Below are 16,676 nucleotides of genomic sequence, written 5' to 3'. Positions count from 1 at the left end.
GAGCCTAACTGAGAACCAGGTGATCAACACCAGGTCTCCGGGCACGTTCCGGGCACCGCACGCGCTGGACTCGGTGGAAGCCCGCAGCATCCTCGGCCCGGAAGGCACTTCAAGCATGTTCTACCAATTCATGAAGAGGTTCATCGTCGGGCCGCTCGTCAACGTGTTGTTCCGCCCCTGGGTCAAGGGGCTGGAAAACATTCCCGAATCGGGCGGCGCGATCCTGGCCAGCAACCACCTCTCGGTCTCCGACTCGATCTTCCTGCCGGTGGCCGTGAGCCGCCCGGTGATCTTCCTGGCGAAGATGGACTACTTCACCGGCAAGGGCCCCAAGGGACGGATCACCGCCTGGTTCTTCCGCATGATCAACCAGATCCCGATGGACCGCTCCGGCGGGGCGGCCAGCGCGCACTCCCTGGGGGCGGGCGCCCAGGCGTTGGCGGACGGAAGCTTGCTGGGCATCTACCCCGAGGGCACCCGCAGCCCGGACGGGCGCCTGTACCGCGGCAAGCTCGGGGTCGCCAAGCTGGCCCTGGAAGCCGGGGTGCCGGTCATCCCGATCGCCATGATCGGCACCGACAAGGTCCAGCCCATCGGCAAGCGCCTCCCGAACATCCGCCGCGTGGGCATGATCATCGGCGAACCGCTCGATTTCTCCCGCTACGCGGGGATGAGCGAGGACCGCTTCGTGCAGCGCTCGGTGGTCGACGAGATCATGTACGCGATCATGCGGCTCTCCGGGCAGGAATACGCCGACACCTACGCCGCCACCGTCAAGGCGCAGCTGGATGCCGAGCGCCGCGAGGCCGGGAAACACCCGAAGTAGCCGGTTTCGCCCCCGGGCCCCGGCGCACTGTGAACCCGATGCGACCGCGGATTACGCCTGGAATCCCCGGCGGGCCCCGCAGCGGTTTACCCTTAGAGGGTGACTCAGCTATCTTCGACTTCCTCAATGCCCGGACGTTCACCGGCCGGTCCCGCCGCCGACCCCGCACTGGACATTTGGCGCACCCTGCCCATCGCCCAGCAGCCGACGTGGAGCGAGCACCCGCACTATGCCAAGTCGGTGTCCGAGCTCGGTTCCCGGCCCCCGCTGGTCTTTGCCGGGGAGGTCGATGTGCTGCGCGAGCGGCTGGCCGAGGCGGCCCAGGGGCGGGCCTTCCTGTTGCAGGGCGGCGACTGCGCCGAGACCTTCGACGGGGCGACCGCCGACAAGATCTCCGCCCGCGTGAAGACCATCCTGCAGATGGCGGTCGTGCTGACCTACGGCGCCTCGATGCCGGTCATCAAGATGGGGCGCATGGCCGGGCAGTTCGCCAAGCCGCGTTCCTCCAACGACGAGACTCGCGACGGGGTGACCCTGCCGGCATTCCGCGGCGACATCGTCAACGGCTACGAGTTCACCCCCGAATCCCGCGCCCACGACCCGCGCCGCATGGTGGAGGCCTACAACACCTCCTCGGCCACGCTGAACCTGATCCGCGCGTTCACCCAGGGCGGCTTTGCCGACCTGCGCTCCGTGCACTCCTGGAACGCCGGCTTCATGGCCAACCCGGCGCACACCGCCTACGAGCAGCTTGCCGGCGAGATCGACCGCGCCGTGCGCTTCATGTCCGCCTGCGGCGCCGACTTCGAGGCGCTCAAGCGCACCGAGTTCTTCGCCTCCCACGAGGCCCTGCTGCTTGACTACGAGCGTGCGCTGACCCGCACCGACTCGCGCACCGAGCTGCCCTACGACACCTCCGGCCACTTCCTGTGGATCGGTGAGCGCACCCGCCAGCTCGACGGCGCGCACGTCGACTTCCTTTCCCGGGTGCGCAACCCGATCGGCGTCAAGCTCGGCCCGAGCACCTCGCCGGAGGACGCCCTGGCGCTCATCGAGAAGCTTGACCCGAACCGCGAGCCGGGTCGCCTGACCTTCATCACCCGCATGGGCGCGAAGAACATCCGTGAGAAGCTGCCGAACCTGGTCGAAAAGGTCACCGCCTCCGGAGCCCAGGTCCTCTGGGTCACCGACCCGATGCACGGCAACACCGTGACCAGCGAAAACGGCTACAAGACCCGCAAGTTCGACGACGTCATGGACGAGGTCCGCGGCTTCTTCGAGGTCCACGACTCGCTGGGCACCTTCCCGGGCGGCCTGCATGTGGAAATGACCGGCGACGACGTGGCCGAGTGCCTGGGAGGCGCCGACCCGATCCGCCAGGAACAGTTCGACGACCTGTACGAATCGGTCTGCGACCCGCGCCTGAACCACAAGCAGTCCCTGGAAATGGCCTTCCTGGTCTCCGGCGCCCTGGCCAAGCGCGGGGTCCGCGGCTAGCCACGCCTGCCGACCGGCCACAAGGCAACGGCCGGGTTCCTTCCCCTGAGACACAGGGGATGGAACCCGGCCGTTGCCGTTTTCTGCGGGCGTTGATCGTGCCATGGACCGGCATGATTCCCGGAGCACGGCCGGCCGGGCCCGGTGCTAGACCACGACCAGCCTGATCGTCGAACCCTCGGGCGCACTGCCGCCGGCCGGGCTCTGCGAACGCACGGTCCCGAAGAAGCCGCCGAGGAACTCCTCGACCTCTACCTCGAAGCCCAGGGAGTCCAGTTCCCGGAGGGCCTCATCGAGCTGCTTGCCCTGCATGTTGGGCACCTTGACCATCCGCGGACCGCGCGAGACGACGTATTGAACCGTTGTGCCGCGCTCGGCCTGCCCGCCGGCAGGCGTCTGGGACATGACCTGCCCGGAGGGAACCGTGGTGCTGTATTCATTGCCGGAGGACTTGCCCTTCAGCCCGGCCTGCTTCAATTCGTCCTCCGCCTGCTTGGCGGTGAGCCCGGCCAGCGAGGGAACATCCACCGGAGCGGGCCCCCGGGACACGACAAGTGCGATCTTGCTGCCGCGCCGAAGTTTTTTCCCGGTCTCCGGGTCATGGCCCAGCACCACGCCCTCGTCGACTTCCTCGGAGTACTTCTTCGTGACCTTGCCGGTGGCCAGGTTCGCGGCCTTCAGGTCCTTTTCCGCCGCGGCCTGCGTGCGGCCGGTCAGGTTCGGGACGGAGAAGAGTTCGGGACCCTTGGAAACAAGAAGTTGGAGACCTTGAAATCGGCGGATCGTTTCCCCTGCGGCGGGTTCACTTCCAACCACGAGGCCGCGCTCAAGTTTTTCGTCGAATACCTCGCGGGTGCCGGCCTGCACGCCGGTGGCCGCCAGCCGCTGCACCGCCTCGCTGCCATGGACGCCGGTCAGCGTGGGGATGGTGAACGGGGCTCCGGGCCCCATGCCGAAGAAGATGCTGACGGCCGCAACGAGTGCAGCCAACAGGGTCAGCAGGATCCCGATGAGCCACTTGCGCCGGGCCGGGGACTTGGGGGCCAACTGCCGGGTCGGTATTTGCGCGTCCCTGCGCCAGGCAAGCTCGGCCGCCTTGGCAGTTTTCTTGGCCTGCCTTGCGGAGACAGGCCGCTGGGGCTGCACCTGCAGTGCCTGGGTGTGGCCGCTGTCCGCTTGCACGGCGGCATCGGAGGCGCCCGACAGAACCTGGGTGTGGTCCGGACCGGCCCCCAGCACGGTGGTGCTTTGCTCATCAAGTCCCAGGGCCCGCGTGGGATCCTCGGTCGAGGGAAGGTCCCCGTCGCCGGACCCTGGGGGCAGTGCCACCGTGGTGTCGCCGGAGGCTCGTCCGGCCGCGGCCGAATCACGGTACTCCTGCGCGAGGGCCAGACGGTCGTGCACGGTGGTGTGGGCGGTGGTTGCCGGCGGAATCAGGTCCTTGAGCCCACCCAGGGTTTCGGAGCCCAGATCGAGCTGGTCCTTGGAGAGCGAATCGTGGATCTGCTTCAGGTCGCTGAGCAGGAACGATGCGTTCTGCGGCCGATCCTCCGGATCCTTGTTGGTGCAATATGACACCAGCTCGTCGAGCTCCGGGGAGAGCCCGGGCACGAGCGCGGACGGTGGCGGGACATCGTCGTTGATGTGCTTGAAGGCCAGCCCGTAGGCGCTCTCGGCGGTGAAGGGCTGGCGCCCGGTGAGCAGTTCGTAGGCGATGATCCCGACGGCGTAGATGTCACTGCGCTCATCGGACGGTTCGCCCTTGGCCAGCTCGGGGGAGATGTACGCGGCGGTGCCGAAGAAGTTGGTGGCATTGGTGTGAGCCGAAGCTGCCCGGGCCAGCCCGAAGTCGGCGACCTTGATACGGCCCTCGTCGGAAATCAGCACGTTGGCCGGCTTCATGTCGCGGTGCACGATGCCTTCCTCGTGCGCCACCGATAGCCCGGTGCAAATGGCCTGCAGCACCACCAGCGCCTGGCGCGGGGTGTAGCGGCCGCGCTCCGCGAGGGACTCGCGCAGGTTCAGCCCGCGCACGAATTCCATCACCAGATAGGCGGTGGTGCCCGAGACATGGTGGTCGCGGATCCCCACGATGTTGTCGTGGGTGAGCCCGGCAGCGATGATCGCCTCGGAGGCGAATCGCTCCAGGACGACCGGGTCCGAGGCCAGGTGCGCATGCAGGATCTTCACGGCGACGGTGCGGTGCAGCCTCACGTCCATGGCGCGGTACACGGTGGACATGCCGCCGTCGGCGATGCGGGCATCGAGCCGATAGCGTTCATCAAGCGTCGTGCCTATGCGGGGGTCGGTGTGTGGCTCTGTCACTTATCGATCGTAACCAGTGGTTGGGGGATGGGTGGAGTCCGCAACACGGGGACCGTGAGGTTCTTGCGCTGCCCGTGTTGCCCGGCTTGAAGCCAAAATACAGGTGAGGGGCCGGTTCCCGTGGAACCGACCCCTCACCTCGAGGTGCGGTAAGGCACCGATCTACCTAGGAGGCTCGACGAGCCCGTGCTGCCCGGCGCTTGAGCGCCCGGCGCTCGTCTTCGCTCATGCCGCCCCAAACACCTGCATCCTGGCCGGATTCGATGGCCCAGGCCAAGCAGGTGTCCACGACGGGGCACCGCCGGCAGACACTCTTGGCTTCTTCAATCTGGAGCAGGGCCGGTCCGGTGTTTCCTACCGGGAAGAAAAGTTCCGGGTCCTTGTCCAGACAGGCCGCGCGGCTACGCCAATCCATGCTTGTTGATGCTCCTTGGGTGTAGGAAAAGTGAGGGGGATCGCCCAGCATAAAAGCCGGGGCAAAAGCAGTCCGGCGGGAAAATTGCCATACCCGAACGACTGCCTAACAAGGTTTTCATGTTACGTTCACGTAAACAAGAGTCCTGTGTTGCAAATACCTCCGCATCCTTGAGTGCTTGGTCACAAGCGCCCGAATTTTGACTCCGGCTAACAGGTTTCCCCGGCCGTGACAAGGGTATTTTTTGGCTCGTTGTATGGTCATTTGTCACACCGGACCATGCCTCCGCTTTCGCCTCAGGGATGGTGCCCGTACTAGATTTGTGTCGTGATGAACCAGCCAGCGTCAAAGCCCGACCGCCCCGCGGTCCAACGCCGACCAATCTCGGTGCTGCTCATTTCGGGGCTTCTGGTCCTTGAAGGACTCGCCGTCCTCTTCTACGCACTGACCTATGCCATGGCGCTGGGCCAGGCCGGCGCCTTGGGCATGGGGGCGCGCATCTTCATGCTCGTGTTGATCGCCGCCGCAGGTGCCTGGCAACTGTTGGTGGCGCACCACTTCTTCAGGGCACGGGCCTGGACGCGGGCGGCCGCCCTGATGTGGCAGGTCTTCCAGATCATCCTGGCCATTCCCTACTTCCAAAGTGGCGATGCGCTGATGGCGTGGCTGTGGCTGGTTCCCGCGGCGCTCGTCGTCGTGCTGCTCTTCGACCCCCGCACCACCGCGTTCCTGGGCGATCGCCCGGCACCGGACGCACCGCCCGAGAGCTGACCCGCGACGCAATCCAGGGACGGAACGGCCCAACACGGTTGGATTAGCGTGTGATGTTCACGCACTGGATCTGTCGGATCGTTCCGCGATCCATGGCCACGGCACGTCCGCGCACGCTCGTGGCGGAGGCAGGGAGCCTGAACCCGCTGGGATCGGCATCCGCACCGAATTGCGGGTCGAGCACCAGGAACGAGCGCTGGTCCCGCAGCACAGCCGAGAGTCCCAGTTCAAAAAGCAGGCGGGCGGCCGGTTCGGCGCTGAGGATCACCTGGAGACGGGCGCCCAGTAGTACCTCGGCGGCCCGTGTGGCCTGGGCGGCGCGCAGGTCGGCTCGGTCCACCAGCACGCGCGCCGCCAGCGGGTGCCGTACGAGGAATTCCTCGGCCTGTGTCGGCAACTCGTCGTCCAGACCCAGAAGCACAGTGTGCCCCGTCCCCGGACCTTCCAGCGCGGCGAGGTGCTCCAGGAGCGTCCTCTTGCCTGCCCCTTCGTGCCCAATGACCAACCCGCAGGGGCCGGGGGACCACAGGAAGGTCCGGTTGTCCGGGCCACAGACCCCGACTGCCAATGCTGGCGGCATCCCCGGGGCACCACGGTGCCCCTCCACCGGCACTGAGTCACCGGTTGCCAGGTCCTCCGAAGACAAGACCTTGGGCAGCGGCAGCGAGCGCAACCAGTTCTCGGCCACAGGCCCGGGAGGCAGCGGCATGGACTCTGCACCGTCGAGCAACTGGAATTCGGTGCCGCGCGAGGGGCCGTCGGGTGCCAGCAGAACGCCCCTGCCCACGTGGGAGGAGACCTTGCGCAGCTGTGGCCACCCCATGAGCACCTCCGGGCCGGCTCCGCGCGGAAAAAACCATCGGGTCTCGCACAGCGAAGCCGCCCGCGAACTTGTCAGGTCCCGGTCCCCGCACACCACCAAGGCGCGTCCCAGCCCAGGTGCCGTGCGGGCAAAACCTGCAAGCAACGCCTCGAGGCCCAGAAACGCGTTGCCGTCCAGCGCCTGGGCCCACCCGCCGAGCCCGCACACCACCAGGAGCAGCGGCTGGACGCACCCGGGGTCCCCGAGCTGTAGCATCAGCTCGGTGATGCGCCATGGGTCACCGGGACCGAAGTAGCCGGACACCGCCGGATTGCCGCGCAGCGCTCCCAAGGTCCCGTTGCCGTCCAGCACCAGGGCCGGCATCCGGAATGCCCCGCGGTTCACGGCGTGGACCAGCAGCTCGGGCACCTGCTCGATGCCGGAGCCCGGCAGCCCGCAGACCATGAGCCGGGCCGTGGCCTGGGGGTCGAAGACCAGGGGGCAGGCCTGCGGCAGGTGCGGGCGATCCAGCATCCCGACCACGCCCTGTTCCCCCGGCACCTGCCGGAGCACCGAACGCGGGATGGCGGGAAGGCGTTGCGGGAGCGCCGCGGAAAACGGGTTCGGGGCGGGTTCGATGTCGCGCTGCCGGTCGCGGATGCAGTCCACCTGCGCGGCCAATTCCCCATCGATCCCGGCCTGCCCGGCGTCTTCTCCTGACGCAGCGTCTGGGGCTGCCGCGGAATGTCCATCGGCCGGCAAATCCTCGCCGAACAGCACACCGCCCAGGCTTGCACCGAATCCCCGCAGGCGGGCAGGGATGCTGGGGCGGGCGTTGACGCGGGCGCGGAACTTCACCGGGGTTTCGCCGCCGCGCCGAAAATACGCCATGCCCGGCGTCGACGCGTCCAGCCGGGCCGCCGCGGCCGAGCCGATCAGGTCGTTGGACTCCGATTCGCCGATGGTGCGCAGCGCGATGACCGATCCGATGTTGGCACGCAGCGGCGCGCTGATCGTCCCGGCCGGCCGCTGCGTGCTGAGTACCAGATGGATCCCCAGCGAACGGCCAACGGTGGCGATGCGGACCACCTTCTCCAGCGCCTCGGGAAGCTCGGTGGCAAAGACGCGGAATTCATCGATCAGCACCACGAGCCTGGGCAGCGGCGGATCGGTGGCGGTGCGTGAGCGCAGGTAGTCGCGGTGGTCGGTGGCCGAATGGTCCGACAGGAAGGCCTCGCGCCGATGCAGTTCGTGCCCCAGCAGGTCCAGGATCCGTTCCCCGGCGGCGGCATCGAGGTCGGAAACGAAATTCTGGACGTGGGGCAGCCCGCACAGCGGGGCCAGCGTCGCACCGCCCTTGAAGTCGACGAGCATGAACGCCAGCGCATCCGGTCCGGTTCCCGCGGCCAATCCCAGCACCAGGGAACGGAGCAACTCGGATTTTCCCGAGCCGGTGGTTCCGGCGACCAGCAGGTGCGGCCCGTCCGCATCGAGATCCAGGCGCAGCCGTCCCTCGGCTGTGTCGCCAATGACGGCATCGGTGCGGGGGACTGTGCGCGGCGTGCCTGAGAGGAGCGGATCCCGGCCGGGATCCGCCGCTGCGGTTTCCATCGGCAACAGCCGCCGGACAGCGCGCGCCAAGGTCTCGAATCCGATCCCTTCCAGGGCCACGGGAAGGTCATGGTCGCGGCCCCCGTTTCCCGGGGATCCGCCCCGCCCGGGGCGGCCCGCCGGCACCGGGTACTCCGTCGACGCGCCTCCCCGCGTTGAAGTCCTGCCCGCCGCGCGCGTGGCGCCACGCCGCGGATTGTCGCGGGCAGGTGGTGCAGGCTGCAGCCATGGATTTTGCTCCCGGCCCGAAGGCTGCAGGACCAGACGGCGGGATTGGCAGTCGATGTGCACCTCGGTTCCATCGCCGGCCGGGGCCGGGCCGCCGCAGTGGAACCACACGGCCAAGCCTGCGTCAGCGGATCCCTGCGGCGCCGGGTGGGCCTGCCGTCTCGCACCCGGCTCGGTGCACAGTACGACCGTCGGGCGCGTGAAGGAGTCCAGCGGCGCGTCACCTGGCTGCACCGCGACTCCCGGAAGCATCGCGAATTCGGCCGGCAGGAATCCGGCCTGCCCCAGCACCACGACCTGCAGCGAGCCCGCACCCAGCAGCGGCAGCCATCGAACCAGGACGCCACGCAGCACCGGGCCCCAACTGGACTCCTGCCCCTGGAACCACACGTTGGCCCCGGCGTGCAGGAGCACCTGAACCGGGGAGTCGGGCAAGATCCCCAGGTCCACGGGCTCCGTGGGCCGCCCGTCGGAACCGGTGCCGCGGGCACTTGATGGCTTCCCATTGCGCCGCCTGCCGATGCGACGTTCGGCGGCCTCGTGGTTGGTTCGGCCCACGGGCCTTGGGACTGGCGGATCGGCGCCCGGACCGGTGCGTAGCCATGCCGCAAGGCGGGCATGCCCGATGACCAGCGCAGGGAATCCCTCCCCATTCACTGCAACACCGTCGGCCAGCCCGGCCGCCACCGCGCCCAGGGGCGGGGCGAGGTCCTCGCGCCGTTTCGCATCTTCCGCCGTGGCACGGGCCCAGGCACGCCGGAAACGGGATTTGGCCCGAAGGACCAGCAGGGCGGGCAACCCGCCGGTGAGAAGCGAAATCGCGGAGAAGGCCAGGAAGAACACGCTGCGCGTCATCAGGAACAGTCCCAGGCCCAAGCCCAGCGGCGCAAGGGCCCCGACCAGCAACATCGCCAGCCGGCTTCCCGGTTCCTCCTCGGCAATCGGGACCGGATCCAATGGCCACCGTGCCGGGCCCGGAACCAGCCCGCGTGCCGGAAGCACCGCAAAGCAGCTTTCCCCGGCGCTGAAGGTATCCCCGATGAGCAGGCGCCGTTCGAGGATCGGCGTCTGGGCGAACCAGACCCCGTTGGCCGATCCCTCGTCACTGAGCACGATGGAGGTGTCGGTCACCCGCAGCAGGGCGTGTCGGCGAGAGAGCCCCAGATCACCGACGGACAAATCGACGTCGCCGCGACCCAGCGCGTAGACGCCGCGGCGCAGCGACAGCATCCCGCCGGGATCCGGACCGCGCATCACCACGAGCATGGCGGGATCGTTGCCGCCGCCGACCCGGCGGTCGTGCGGGTCCGGATCCACCGGTGAATCGCAAAGCAATAGCCTGCCCTTGGCAGGCAGCCGGGCCACGTCCTCGAGAGCCCGCCCGGCCAGATGCCAGACAATACCCGGCCAATGGTGGGCCAGTGCAGTGGCCAGCCGTGCCCCTCCGATCTCCTCGGCGCCTGACAGCTCCAGGAGCACCGGTTGGGCAAGGGCCGGGGAGGACAGCCGGATGAAGAGTTTCCCTGCCACGTGCACCGCCTTATTACTGCCGACGTTGGTAGTTGCGCCTGTGCCGGAGCGCTCCGGCCATCACCGGCTGCCGGGGTCCCCGGCGTACCCCGGATCCGCTCCCAATCTAGGGTTTCCGGCGGCGCACCGGCGCCGGTTCCGTGCCCGGCTGTGGACGGAACGGGTGCGGGCCCTGGCCGTTTATCCACATATTTGGCAGGAACCTTGAAGCATGCCCGGCGCGCGGGTATGGTCGCGGTATTGCGTCAAGCAACTAACTGGATATCGCCGCTCACGAGCCATCCGGGGGCGCGCCGCAAGGCCACCCCCAGCATCGCCTCCCCGCATGCCTTGGCGAACGGCGCCTCACCCGGTGACCACCGGGCGCGGTTCACGGTAGGGAAGCACGATGGCTGACGGACTGGCGATAGTCGAGGATGAGGTACGCGAACTCATCCGCAGGCACGGGCTTGACCCGACCACGCAGGTGGGCGAGGTCCGGCGGCTGGTTGACGAGGTCGTCCGCGACTACGATGAACGATCCCTGCTCGGGGTTCTGCCGGCACTGGGGGAATTGGGCATCGCCCGACGCAGGGTCATGGATGCAGTAGCCGGACTCGGCGCACTTCAACCGCTGATCGATGACCCCGACGTCGAGGAAATCTGGATCAATGGCCCGAACGAAGTTTTTGCTGCCCGCGGAGGAACCTCGGAACTAACCTCAATCAGGCTCCCCGAGGCCGAGATCCCGGCACTTGTCGAGCGCATGCTCAAGTCGTCCGGGCGGCGCCTTGACCTTTCCCAGCCGTTCGTTGACTGCCAGCTGCCCGACGGCTCGCGACTCCACGTGGTCATCCCCGACATCACCCGCAGGCACTGGGCCGTGAACATCCGCAAGTTCATTGCGCGGGCCACCCGGCTCGACCACTTGGTGGAGCTCGGCTCGATGTCCCGGCAGGCGGCGCTGTACCTGGACACCGCGGTCGGCGCCGGGCTGAACGTGCTGGTTTCAGGCGCCACCCAGGCGGGGAAGACGACGATGCTCAACTGCCTGGCCTCCTCGATCGGCAGTCGCGAGCGCGTGGTCACCATCGAGGAAATCTTCGAACTCAAGATCAACCTGCGCGACGTGGTGGGCCTGCAGACCCGGCAACAGAACCTGGAGGGGCACGGCGAGATCAACATGCGGCGGCTGGTCAAGGAGGCACTGCGCATGCGCCCGGACCGCCTGATCATCGGAGAGGTGCGGGAGGCCGAATCCCTGGACATGCTGATCGCCCTGAACGCCGGAATCCCCGGGCTGGCAACGGTCCACGCCAACTCGGCGCACGACGCGCTGACGAAGATCTGCACGCTGCCGCTGCTGGCCGGGGAAAACATTTCCTCGGCCTTCGTGGTTCCAACCGTCGCCGCGTGCATCGACCTGGTGGTCCATTGCCGGCGCGATGCCGCGGGTAGGCGCTTCGTCGGGGAGATCATGGCGCTGGGGCGCCGCGTGGAAAACGGTGCGATCGAGACCACGACGCTGTTTGAACACGTCGAAGGAGTGCTTGAACTTCAGCCCGCCGCCGACCTGGCGCACCCAAAGTTGCTCGACGCCGGCATCGACGTCGCGGAGCTGGGGCGGCTGGTGGCATGAGCATTTTCCTGGGTCTGACCCTCGGCTTCGGTCTGTTGCTGGTCTACCGTTCCTTCACCGCGGTGGCGGGGGCGGGAAACCGGGCCGCCAACGGGCGGATCGAAATCCTGTTGCTGCGTGCGGGCCTGGACAAGGTCACCCGGGGAGGATTCATTTCCGCCTCGATCACCGCCGGTGTCATCGTCGGGCTGATCGTCCTAATCCTTACAGGCGCGCCGTTGATTGCGCTGACCTTCGCCGGGTTCGGGACAGGTGCTCCGTGGGTGCTCGTGGCGCACCAGGCCACCAAGCGCGCGGCGAACCTGCGCGAGCAGTGGCCAGACGTCGTCGACCACCTGCGCTCGGCGATCCGGGCAGGGATGTCGCTGCCGGAGGCGTTGACCCAGCTGGGCCAGCAGGGGCCGGAAGCGCTGCGCCCGGCCTTTACCGACTTCGGGCTGGACTACCGGGCGACCGCTCGCTTCAACGACTCCCTCGAGCGCCTCGCGGCGCGCCTGGCCGACCCGGTAGCCGACAAGATCGTCGAGGCGCTGCGCATCACCCGCGAGGTCGGGGGCACCGACCTGGGGGAAATGCTCGGCACTCTCAGCTCCTTCCTGCGCGATTCGGCCCGCACGCGCGGGGAACTCGAGGCCCGGCAGTCCTGGACGGTGTCGGCGGCCCGGCTGGCCATCGCCGCCCCGTGGGTCATCCTGCTGCTCCTGGCCAGCCAGCCCGCGGCCGTCTACGCCTACTCGACGGTCACCGGGATGCTGGTGCTCGTCGGGGGACTGGTGGTGTCGTTCATTTGCTATCGGGCAATGATGCGCATCGGACGCCTGCCCGAGGAAGAACGGGTATTTCGATGAGCACCACCACGATCCTGTCCCTGGTGTTGGGGCTGTGCCTGGGCAGCGGGCTATGGCTCGTGCTCGTCCGCATCCCGGCGATGCGCCCGGTGACCTTCGCCCAACGCGTGGCCCCGCACCTGCGGGCAGGCAGGAACGGTTCCCGGATCCTCGTCGAGCCGCTCGCGGCGCAAACCCCCTTCGGGCCGCTCGGTCGCATCGTCGGCCCGGCCCTGGCCGACGTGGCCCGGATGTCACAGCGACTGAATCCTAGCAACGAGGCGCTGGCGCGGCGCCTTGCGCGGGCCGGACTGCGGATCGGCGTGCTGGATTTCCGGGCGCAGCAGCTCTTGTGGTCGGCCGGGCTGACATTGCTCGGCGCCGCCCTGATCGGCCTGAACATCGTGGCCGGGCGCTTCAACCCTATGTTGGCGCTGGTGGTCCTGGTCTTTTGCGCGGTGGGTGGCTACCTGCTGCGTGACTGGTATCTGGGGGAGCAGACCACCCGGCGCAGCAAGCGGATACTGAATCAGTTCCCCACGATCGCCGAGCTCATGGCGCTGGCGGTGGCCGCGGGGGAAAGCACGGTGGGGTCGATCGAGCGGGTGGCCCGCACCTCCCGGGGCGCACTGAGCGAGGAATTCGCGCTCACGCTTGCCCACGTCCGCGCCGGTTCGACCCTGGCCGGGGCACTTGCTGACATGTCCGACCGGATCCAGCTCACGGCGATGACACGCTTCGTCGACGCCATCACCGTGGCCAGTGAACGCGGGACCCCTATCGCCGCGGTCATGCGGGCCCAGGCCCAGGATGTGCGTGATGCAGCCAAGAGGGAGCTGATGGAAACCGCGGGAAAAAAGGAAATTGGCATGATGGTACCCATAGTTTTCGGCATCCTGCCTTTGACCATCGTTTTCGCGGTGTACCCGGGGCTCTCGCTGATCGACATGAACTACTAACGGGAGGCGCAAACCACGACATACGCAGTGGCACCCGAATAGGGTCAGTCCGGGTCCGCCGGCCGCCGGGCATGACCAGGCACGGACCGGAACAAACTTCAGGCATGCAGCAGCAGGCTCTCGCGTCGGCGAACGGCGAGGGAACAAACCGGCAAGGAGAAGCAACATGAGGATCGCACGGCAGTTTGGATTGTTGATGTTCGGCATGGGCGTATGGGCAGGAGCCCGCGCCACGGCATTGGCCGGACGCGTGAAGCGCAACGAGCGCGGCGACGTGCCGGGGTGGGTAATGATCACTTTGATGAGCGCGCTGCTGGTTGCCGCTCTGCTGGCCATCGCCGGACCCCGGCTGGAGGAGCTGTTCAACCAGGCGATCAACCGGGTTGCGGGCCTGGGCTAGAGACTACCGGCATGCCAGGGTTCGTCGTGGCTCCGAGGGACGGCGCGGGGGATGGCCAGCGAGGGTCGGCTGTTGCCGAATTCGTGATGGTCTCCGCGCTGCTCATTGCCGTGTTCCTGGCGATCCTGCAGCTCACGCTCGCGCTTCACGTAAGGAACACCCTGATGGACGCCGCGGCCGCAGGTGCCCGATACGGCACGTTGGCAGACCGCGGTCCCGGCGACGGGGTGGGACGCACCCAGGACATCATCCGCGGGGCTCTGAGCGACCGCTTCGCTTCCAACGTGCAGGCCACAGCCATCAGTGTCGGTGGAACCCCCGGTGTTCGGATTACAGTTCGGGCGGGGATTCCGCTCATTGGCATGATTCCGTTCGCCGGGGAGTTCGTGGTGCACGGGGAATCGGTGCGCTATGGCTAGTCTGCCGCGGGGCGACGTGAAGCCGGGCAACCGCCAGGCCGGACGCGAGCAACATGGGCCACAGTCCGGGTCTTCAATCATCGAATTCATCTTTCTGGTGGTCCTGCTCCTGGTGCCACTGGTCTATCTGGTCGTGGGTGCCGCGCAGGTCCAGGCCGCGAGCTACGCGGCGGTCGGAGCGGCGGACCACGCCGCCAAGGTATTCGTGACGGCACAAAGCGAGGGACAGGGCCGGGCCCGGGCCGCAGACGCCGTCCAACGGGCGGCCGCCAACATGCAGATCGGGCCCGGACGCACGAATTTTAGCTACAGCTGCCAGGGGACCTGTCTCTCGGCGGGAAGCACCGTGACGGTCCGGGTATCCATAGAGACCGTCCTTCCACTGCTCCCTCAGGGATGGAGCTGGCGCACCGGAAACGTGGGCTCGAACGCAACCCAGCGGGTCGATCGATATGGTTAGCAGCAGCGGAGACCTGCCACGCCCCGCGGCCACCGGTGCCTCGCCCGGCGCCCCTGCCTCTTCAGGCAAGGAAACCGGGCAGACAATGATCCTGATCATCGGGATGATCGCCATCGCGATGCTGGCCATCAGCGTGGTGTTGGCTGCCACGGCGGTCAACGTGCAGGCACACAAGCTCCTGTCGGTGGCAGACGGGGCCGTCGCCGCGGCAGCCGACAACTTCGAGCTCACGGCTGGAGGCGAGAGCGTCGCCACGCTCCGATTGCAGCCCTCCGAGGTGCGGAACGCCGCCGAAAAGTACCTCGCGGACATCAACGCCGGTGCAGGGTTTTCGAACCTGCACATCATCAGCGCTGGCGTGGAACCCGATGCGGTGACCGCGCACGTGCGCCTCGGCGCCGTGGTGCATCCGCCCATCATCGGCTGGGTGGTTCCGCGCGGGGTGTCCATCCATGTCGATTCCTATGCCCGCACGCTGCTCTCGCGCTGAAATCCGGTGGGCAACCGGCCCAAGCTGCATTCGGGGACCGACGCGTTGATCCGCGCTCGCCGGTTGGCGTCGGGTGTTCCAGGGGAGCCGTTGGTCGTGGATCCGTCGGGCAGAAACGTGGGCCGACGCAAAGCGGGCGCCGTAAATGTCGTAGGCTGGAAACTACCATGGCTTCAACTGACTTTTCTGCCGAAATCAAATCACTGCGCTCCACCTACGCCTCCATTGAAGAGGTCTCCGATGTGCCGCGCATCCGTGCGGACATTGCGATGCTCTCCGAGGAAGCCGGTGTTCCCGATCTTTGGGACAATCCGGCCGCCGCGCAGGTGGTCACTTCCAAGCTCTCTCACCGCCAATCGGAGCTGGAGCGACTCACGAGCATCCGCACTCGCATCGATGACTTGGAGGTGCTTGTCGAGCTCGCCGAAATGGAGGGTGACGCCGAAGCCATGCAAGAGGCCGAAACCGAGCTCAAGTCGGTGCGCAAGGCATTGGCCAACCTGGAAGTGGTGACCCTGCTTTCCGGTGAATTCGACTCACGTGAGGCAGTCGTCACGATCCGGGCCGGGGCGGGCGGCGTGGATGCCGCGGACTTCGCCGAAATGCTTATGCGCATGTATATGCGGTGGGCCGAAAAGCACGGCTACCCGACGCGGGTCATGGACACGTCCTACGCCGAAGAAGCGGGCCTGAAATCCGCCACATTCGAAATCAACGCGCCTTACGCGTTCGGAACGTTGTCGGTCGAGGCCGGTACCCACCGACTGGTGCGCATCTCGCCCTTCGACAACCAAGGCCGCCGCCAGACGTCCTTTGCGGCTGTCGAGGTCATTCCGCTGATTGAACAGAACGACTCCATAGAGATCCCGGAAAACGAGATCCGCGTCGATGTGTATCGTTCCTCGGGCCCGGGTGGACAATCCGTGAACACCACCGACTCGGCCGTGCGCATGACCCACATACCCACCGGCATCGTGGTGTCGATGCAGAACGAAAAGTCGCAGATCCAGAACCGTGCTGCCGCACTGCGCGTGCTGCAGTCACGGTTGCTCCTGGTGAAGAAGGCCGAGCAGGATGCGCAAAAGAAGGAAATGGCAGGCGACGTTAAAGCCTCGTGGGGCGACCAAATGCGCTCCTACGTGCTTAACCCCTACCAAATGGTCAAGGACCTGCGCACCGAACACGAGGTCGGAAACACTTCCGCCGTATTCGACGGCGAACTTGACGATTTCATTGATGCCGGGATCCGGTGGCGGGCTGCACAGCGCCGTCCACAGTCCTAGGCACACGCAAGCTTGGGTCTGGCAGGCCCGTAGCGCCAGTGTTGACGTAGGGGCGCAGTGCAGCTCAGGGAGGTTCCGCAGACACGTTTCACCACGTGCCCGCGGGACCTCCTTCCGCATTTCCAGAACACGACGGCGCATTATCCAGCTAGCCGTTCGTACCGTGGGCAGCGGGCGAAAGCGGTTTCGTGGCCCGTTGGGGGAGCGGTTGCGCC

14 protein-coding genes are annotated in these 16,676 nt (G+C 67.2%); 11 read left to right on the top strand and 3 right to left on the bottom strand.

Translation table 11 applies throughout. The features are described from left to right. Positions 1 to 115 precede the first annotated feature (115 nt). Together KRR55_RS15120 and KRR55_RS15115 are read left to right on the top strand one after the other, a co-directional pair. A complete protein-coding gene (locus KRR55_RS15120) occupies positions 116 to 826 on the top strand; it encodes a lysophospholipid acyltransferase family protein (protein WP_217389991.1) in 711 nt (236 codons plus the stop codon). Between the two features lie 126 nt (positions 827 to 952). Then, positions 953 to 2,323, top strand: a complete 1,371-nt coding sequence (locus KRR55_RS15115) for a class II 3-deoxy-7-phosphoheptulonate synthase (RefSeq protein WP_217389941.1) — start codon at positions 953 to 955, stop codon at positions 2,321 to 2,323. A 147-nt stretch (positions 2,324 to 2,470) separates the two neighbouring features. Here KRR55_RS15115 and KRR55_RS15110 read toward each other — a convergent pair whose 3' ends face one another. Together KRR55_RS15110 and KRR55_RS15105 are read right to left on the bottom strand one after the other, a co-directional pair. Then, positions 2,471 to 4,648 (bottom strand): protein kinase domain-containing protein, encoded by a 2,178-nt coding sequence (locus KRR55_RS15110; RefSeq protein WP_217389940.1) that lies wholly within the window; start codon positions 4,646 to 4,648, stop codon positions 2,471 to 2,473. Between the two features lie 166 nt (positions 4,649 to 4,814). Continuing rightward, positions 4,815 to 5,063 carry a WhiB family transcriptional regulator gene (locus tag KRR55_RS15105; protein ID WP_007271814.1) on the bottom strand — a complete coding sequence of 83 codons (249 nt, stop codon included), beginning with the start codon at positions 5,061 to 5,063 and terminating at the stop codon, positions 4,815 to 4,817. Positions 5,064 to 5,390: 327 nt separating this feature from the next. Between KRR55_RS15105 and KRR55_RS15100 the strand changes: the two genes are divergently transcribed. Next, the gene (locus tag KRR55_RS15100) at positions 5,391 to 5,834 is read left to right on the top strand and encodes a hypothetical protein (RefSeq protein WP_217389939.1); all 444 of its coding nucleotides are present in this window, start codon (positions 5,391 to 5,393) and stop codon (positions 5,832 to 5,834) included. A gap of 43 nt (positions 5,835 to 5,877) precedes the next feature. On the opposite strand, the gene KRR55_RS15095 is transcribed toward KRR55_RS15100, so the two are convergent. Further along, positions 5,878 to 10,005 carry an FtsK/SpoIIIE domain-containing protein gene (locus KRR55_RS15095; protein WP_217389938.1) on the bottom strand — a complete coding sequence of 1,376 codons (4,128 nt, stop codon included), beginning with the start codon at positions 10,003 to 10,005 and terminating at the stop codon, positions 5,878 to 5,880. Positions 10,006 to 10,393: 388 nt separating this feature from the next. On the opposite strand from KRR55_RS15095, the gene KRR55_RS15090 reads away from it, so the two are divergent. From KRR55_RS15090 to prfB, 8 genes are all read left to right on the top strand, one after another. Then, the gene (locus KRR55_RS15090) at positions 10,394 to 11,623 is read left to right on the top strand and encodes a CpaF family protein (protein WP_217389937.1); all 1,230 of its coding nucleotides are present in this window, start codon (positions 10,394 to 10,396) and stop codon (positions 11,621 to 11,623) included. Further along, entirely contained in the window at positions 11,620 to 12,471 is an 852-nt protein-coding gene (locus KRR55_RS15085) for a type II secretion system F family protein (RefSeq protein ID WP_217389936.1), read from the top strand. Before KRR55_RS15090 ends, KRR55_RS15085 begins: the two co-directional genes overlap by 4 nt. After that, on the top strand, positions 12,468 to 13,409 hold the full coding sequence (locus KRR55_RS15080) for a type II secretion system F family protein (RefSeq protein WP_217389935.1): 942 nt from the start codon (positions 12,468 to 12,470) through the stop codon (positions 13,407 to 13,409). Before KRR55_RS15085 ends, KRR55_RS15080 begins: the two co-directional genes overlap by 4 nt. A 205-nt stretch (positions 13,410 to 13,614) precedes the next feature. Then, on the top strand, positions 13,615 to 13,809 hold the full coding sequence (locus KRR55_RS15075; RefSeq protein ID WP_254456278.1) for a hypothetical protein: 195 nt from the start codon (positions 13,615 to 13,617) through the stop codon (positions 13,807 to 13,809). An 11-nt stretch (positions 13,810 to 13,820) separates the two neighbouring features. Further along, positions 13,821 to 14,228 (top strand): TadE family protein, encoded by a 408-nt coding sequence (locus tag KRR55_RS15070; protein WP_217389934.1) that lies wholly within the window; start codon positions 13,821 to 13,823, stop codon positions 14,226 to 14,228. Beyond that, positions 14,221 to 14,688 (top strand): hypothetical protein, encoded by a 468-nt coding sequence (locus KRR55_RS15065; RefSeq protein ID WP_217389933.1) that lies wholly within the window; start codon positions 14,221 to 14,223, stop codon positions 14,686 to 14,688. The genes KRR55_RS15070 and KRR55_RS15065 overlap by 8 nt, the downstream gene beginning before the upstream one ends. After that, entirely contained in the window at positions 14,681 to 15,178 is a 498-nt protein-coding gene (locus KRR55_RS15060) for a hypothetical protein (RefSeq protein WP_217389932.1), read from the top strand. The genes KRR55_RS15065 and KRR55_RS15060 overlap by 8 nt, the downstream gene beginning before the upstream one ends. Before the next feature lie 167 nt (positions 15,179 to 15,345). Next, entirely contained in the window at positions 15,346 to 16,461 is a 1,116-nt protein-coding gene (gene prfB, locus KRR55_RS15055) for a peptide chain release factor 2 (RefSeq protein WP_217389931.1), read from the top strand. The last annotated feature ends 215 nt before the right edge of the window (positions 16,462 to 16,676 follow it).

The organism is Paeniglutamicibacter quisquiliarum, assembly GCF_019084045.1.
Lineage (GTDB): Bacteria > Actinomycetota > Actinomycetes > Actinomycetales > Micrococcaceae > Paeniglutamicibacter > Paeniglutamicibacter quisquiliarum.
The sequence above is the reverse complement of the archived record's forward strand: the minus strand, read 5'-3'. Positions and strand labels throughout refer to the sequence as shown.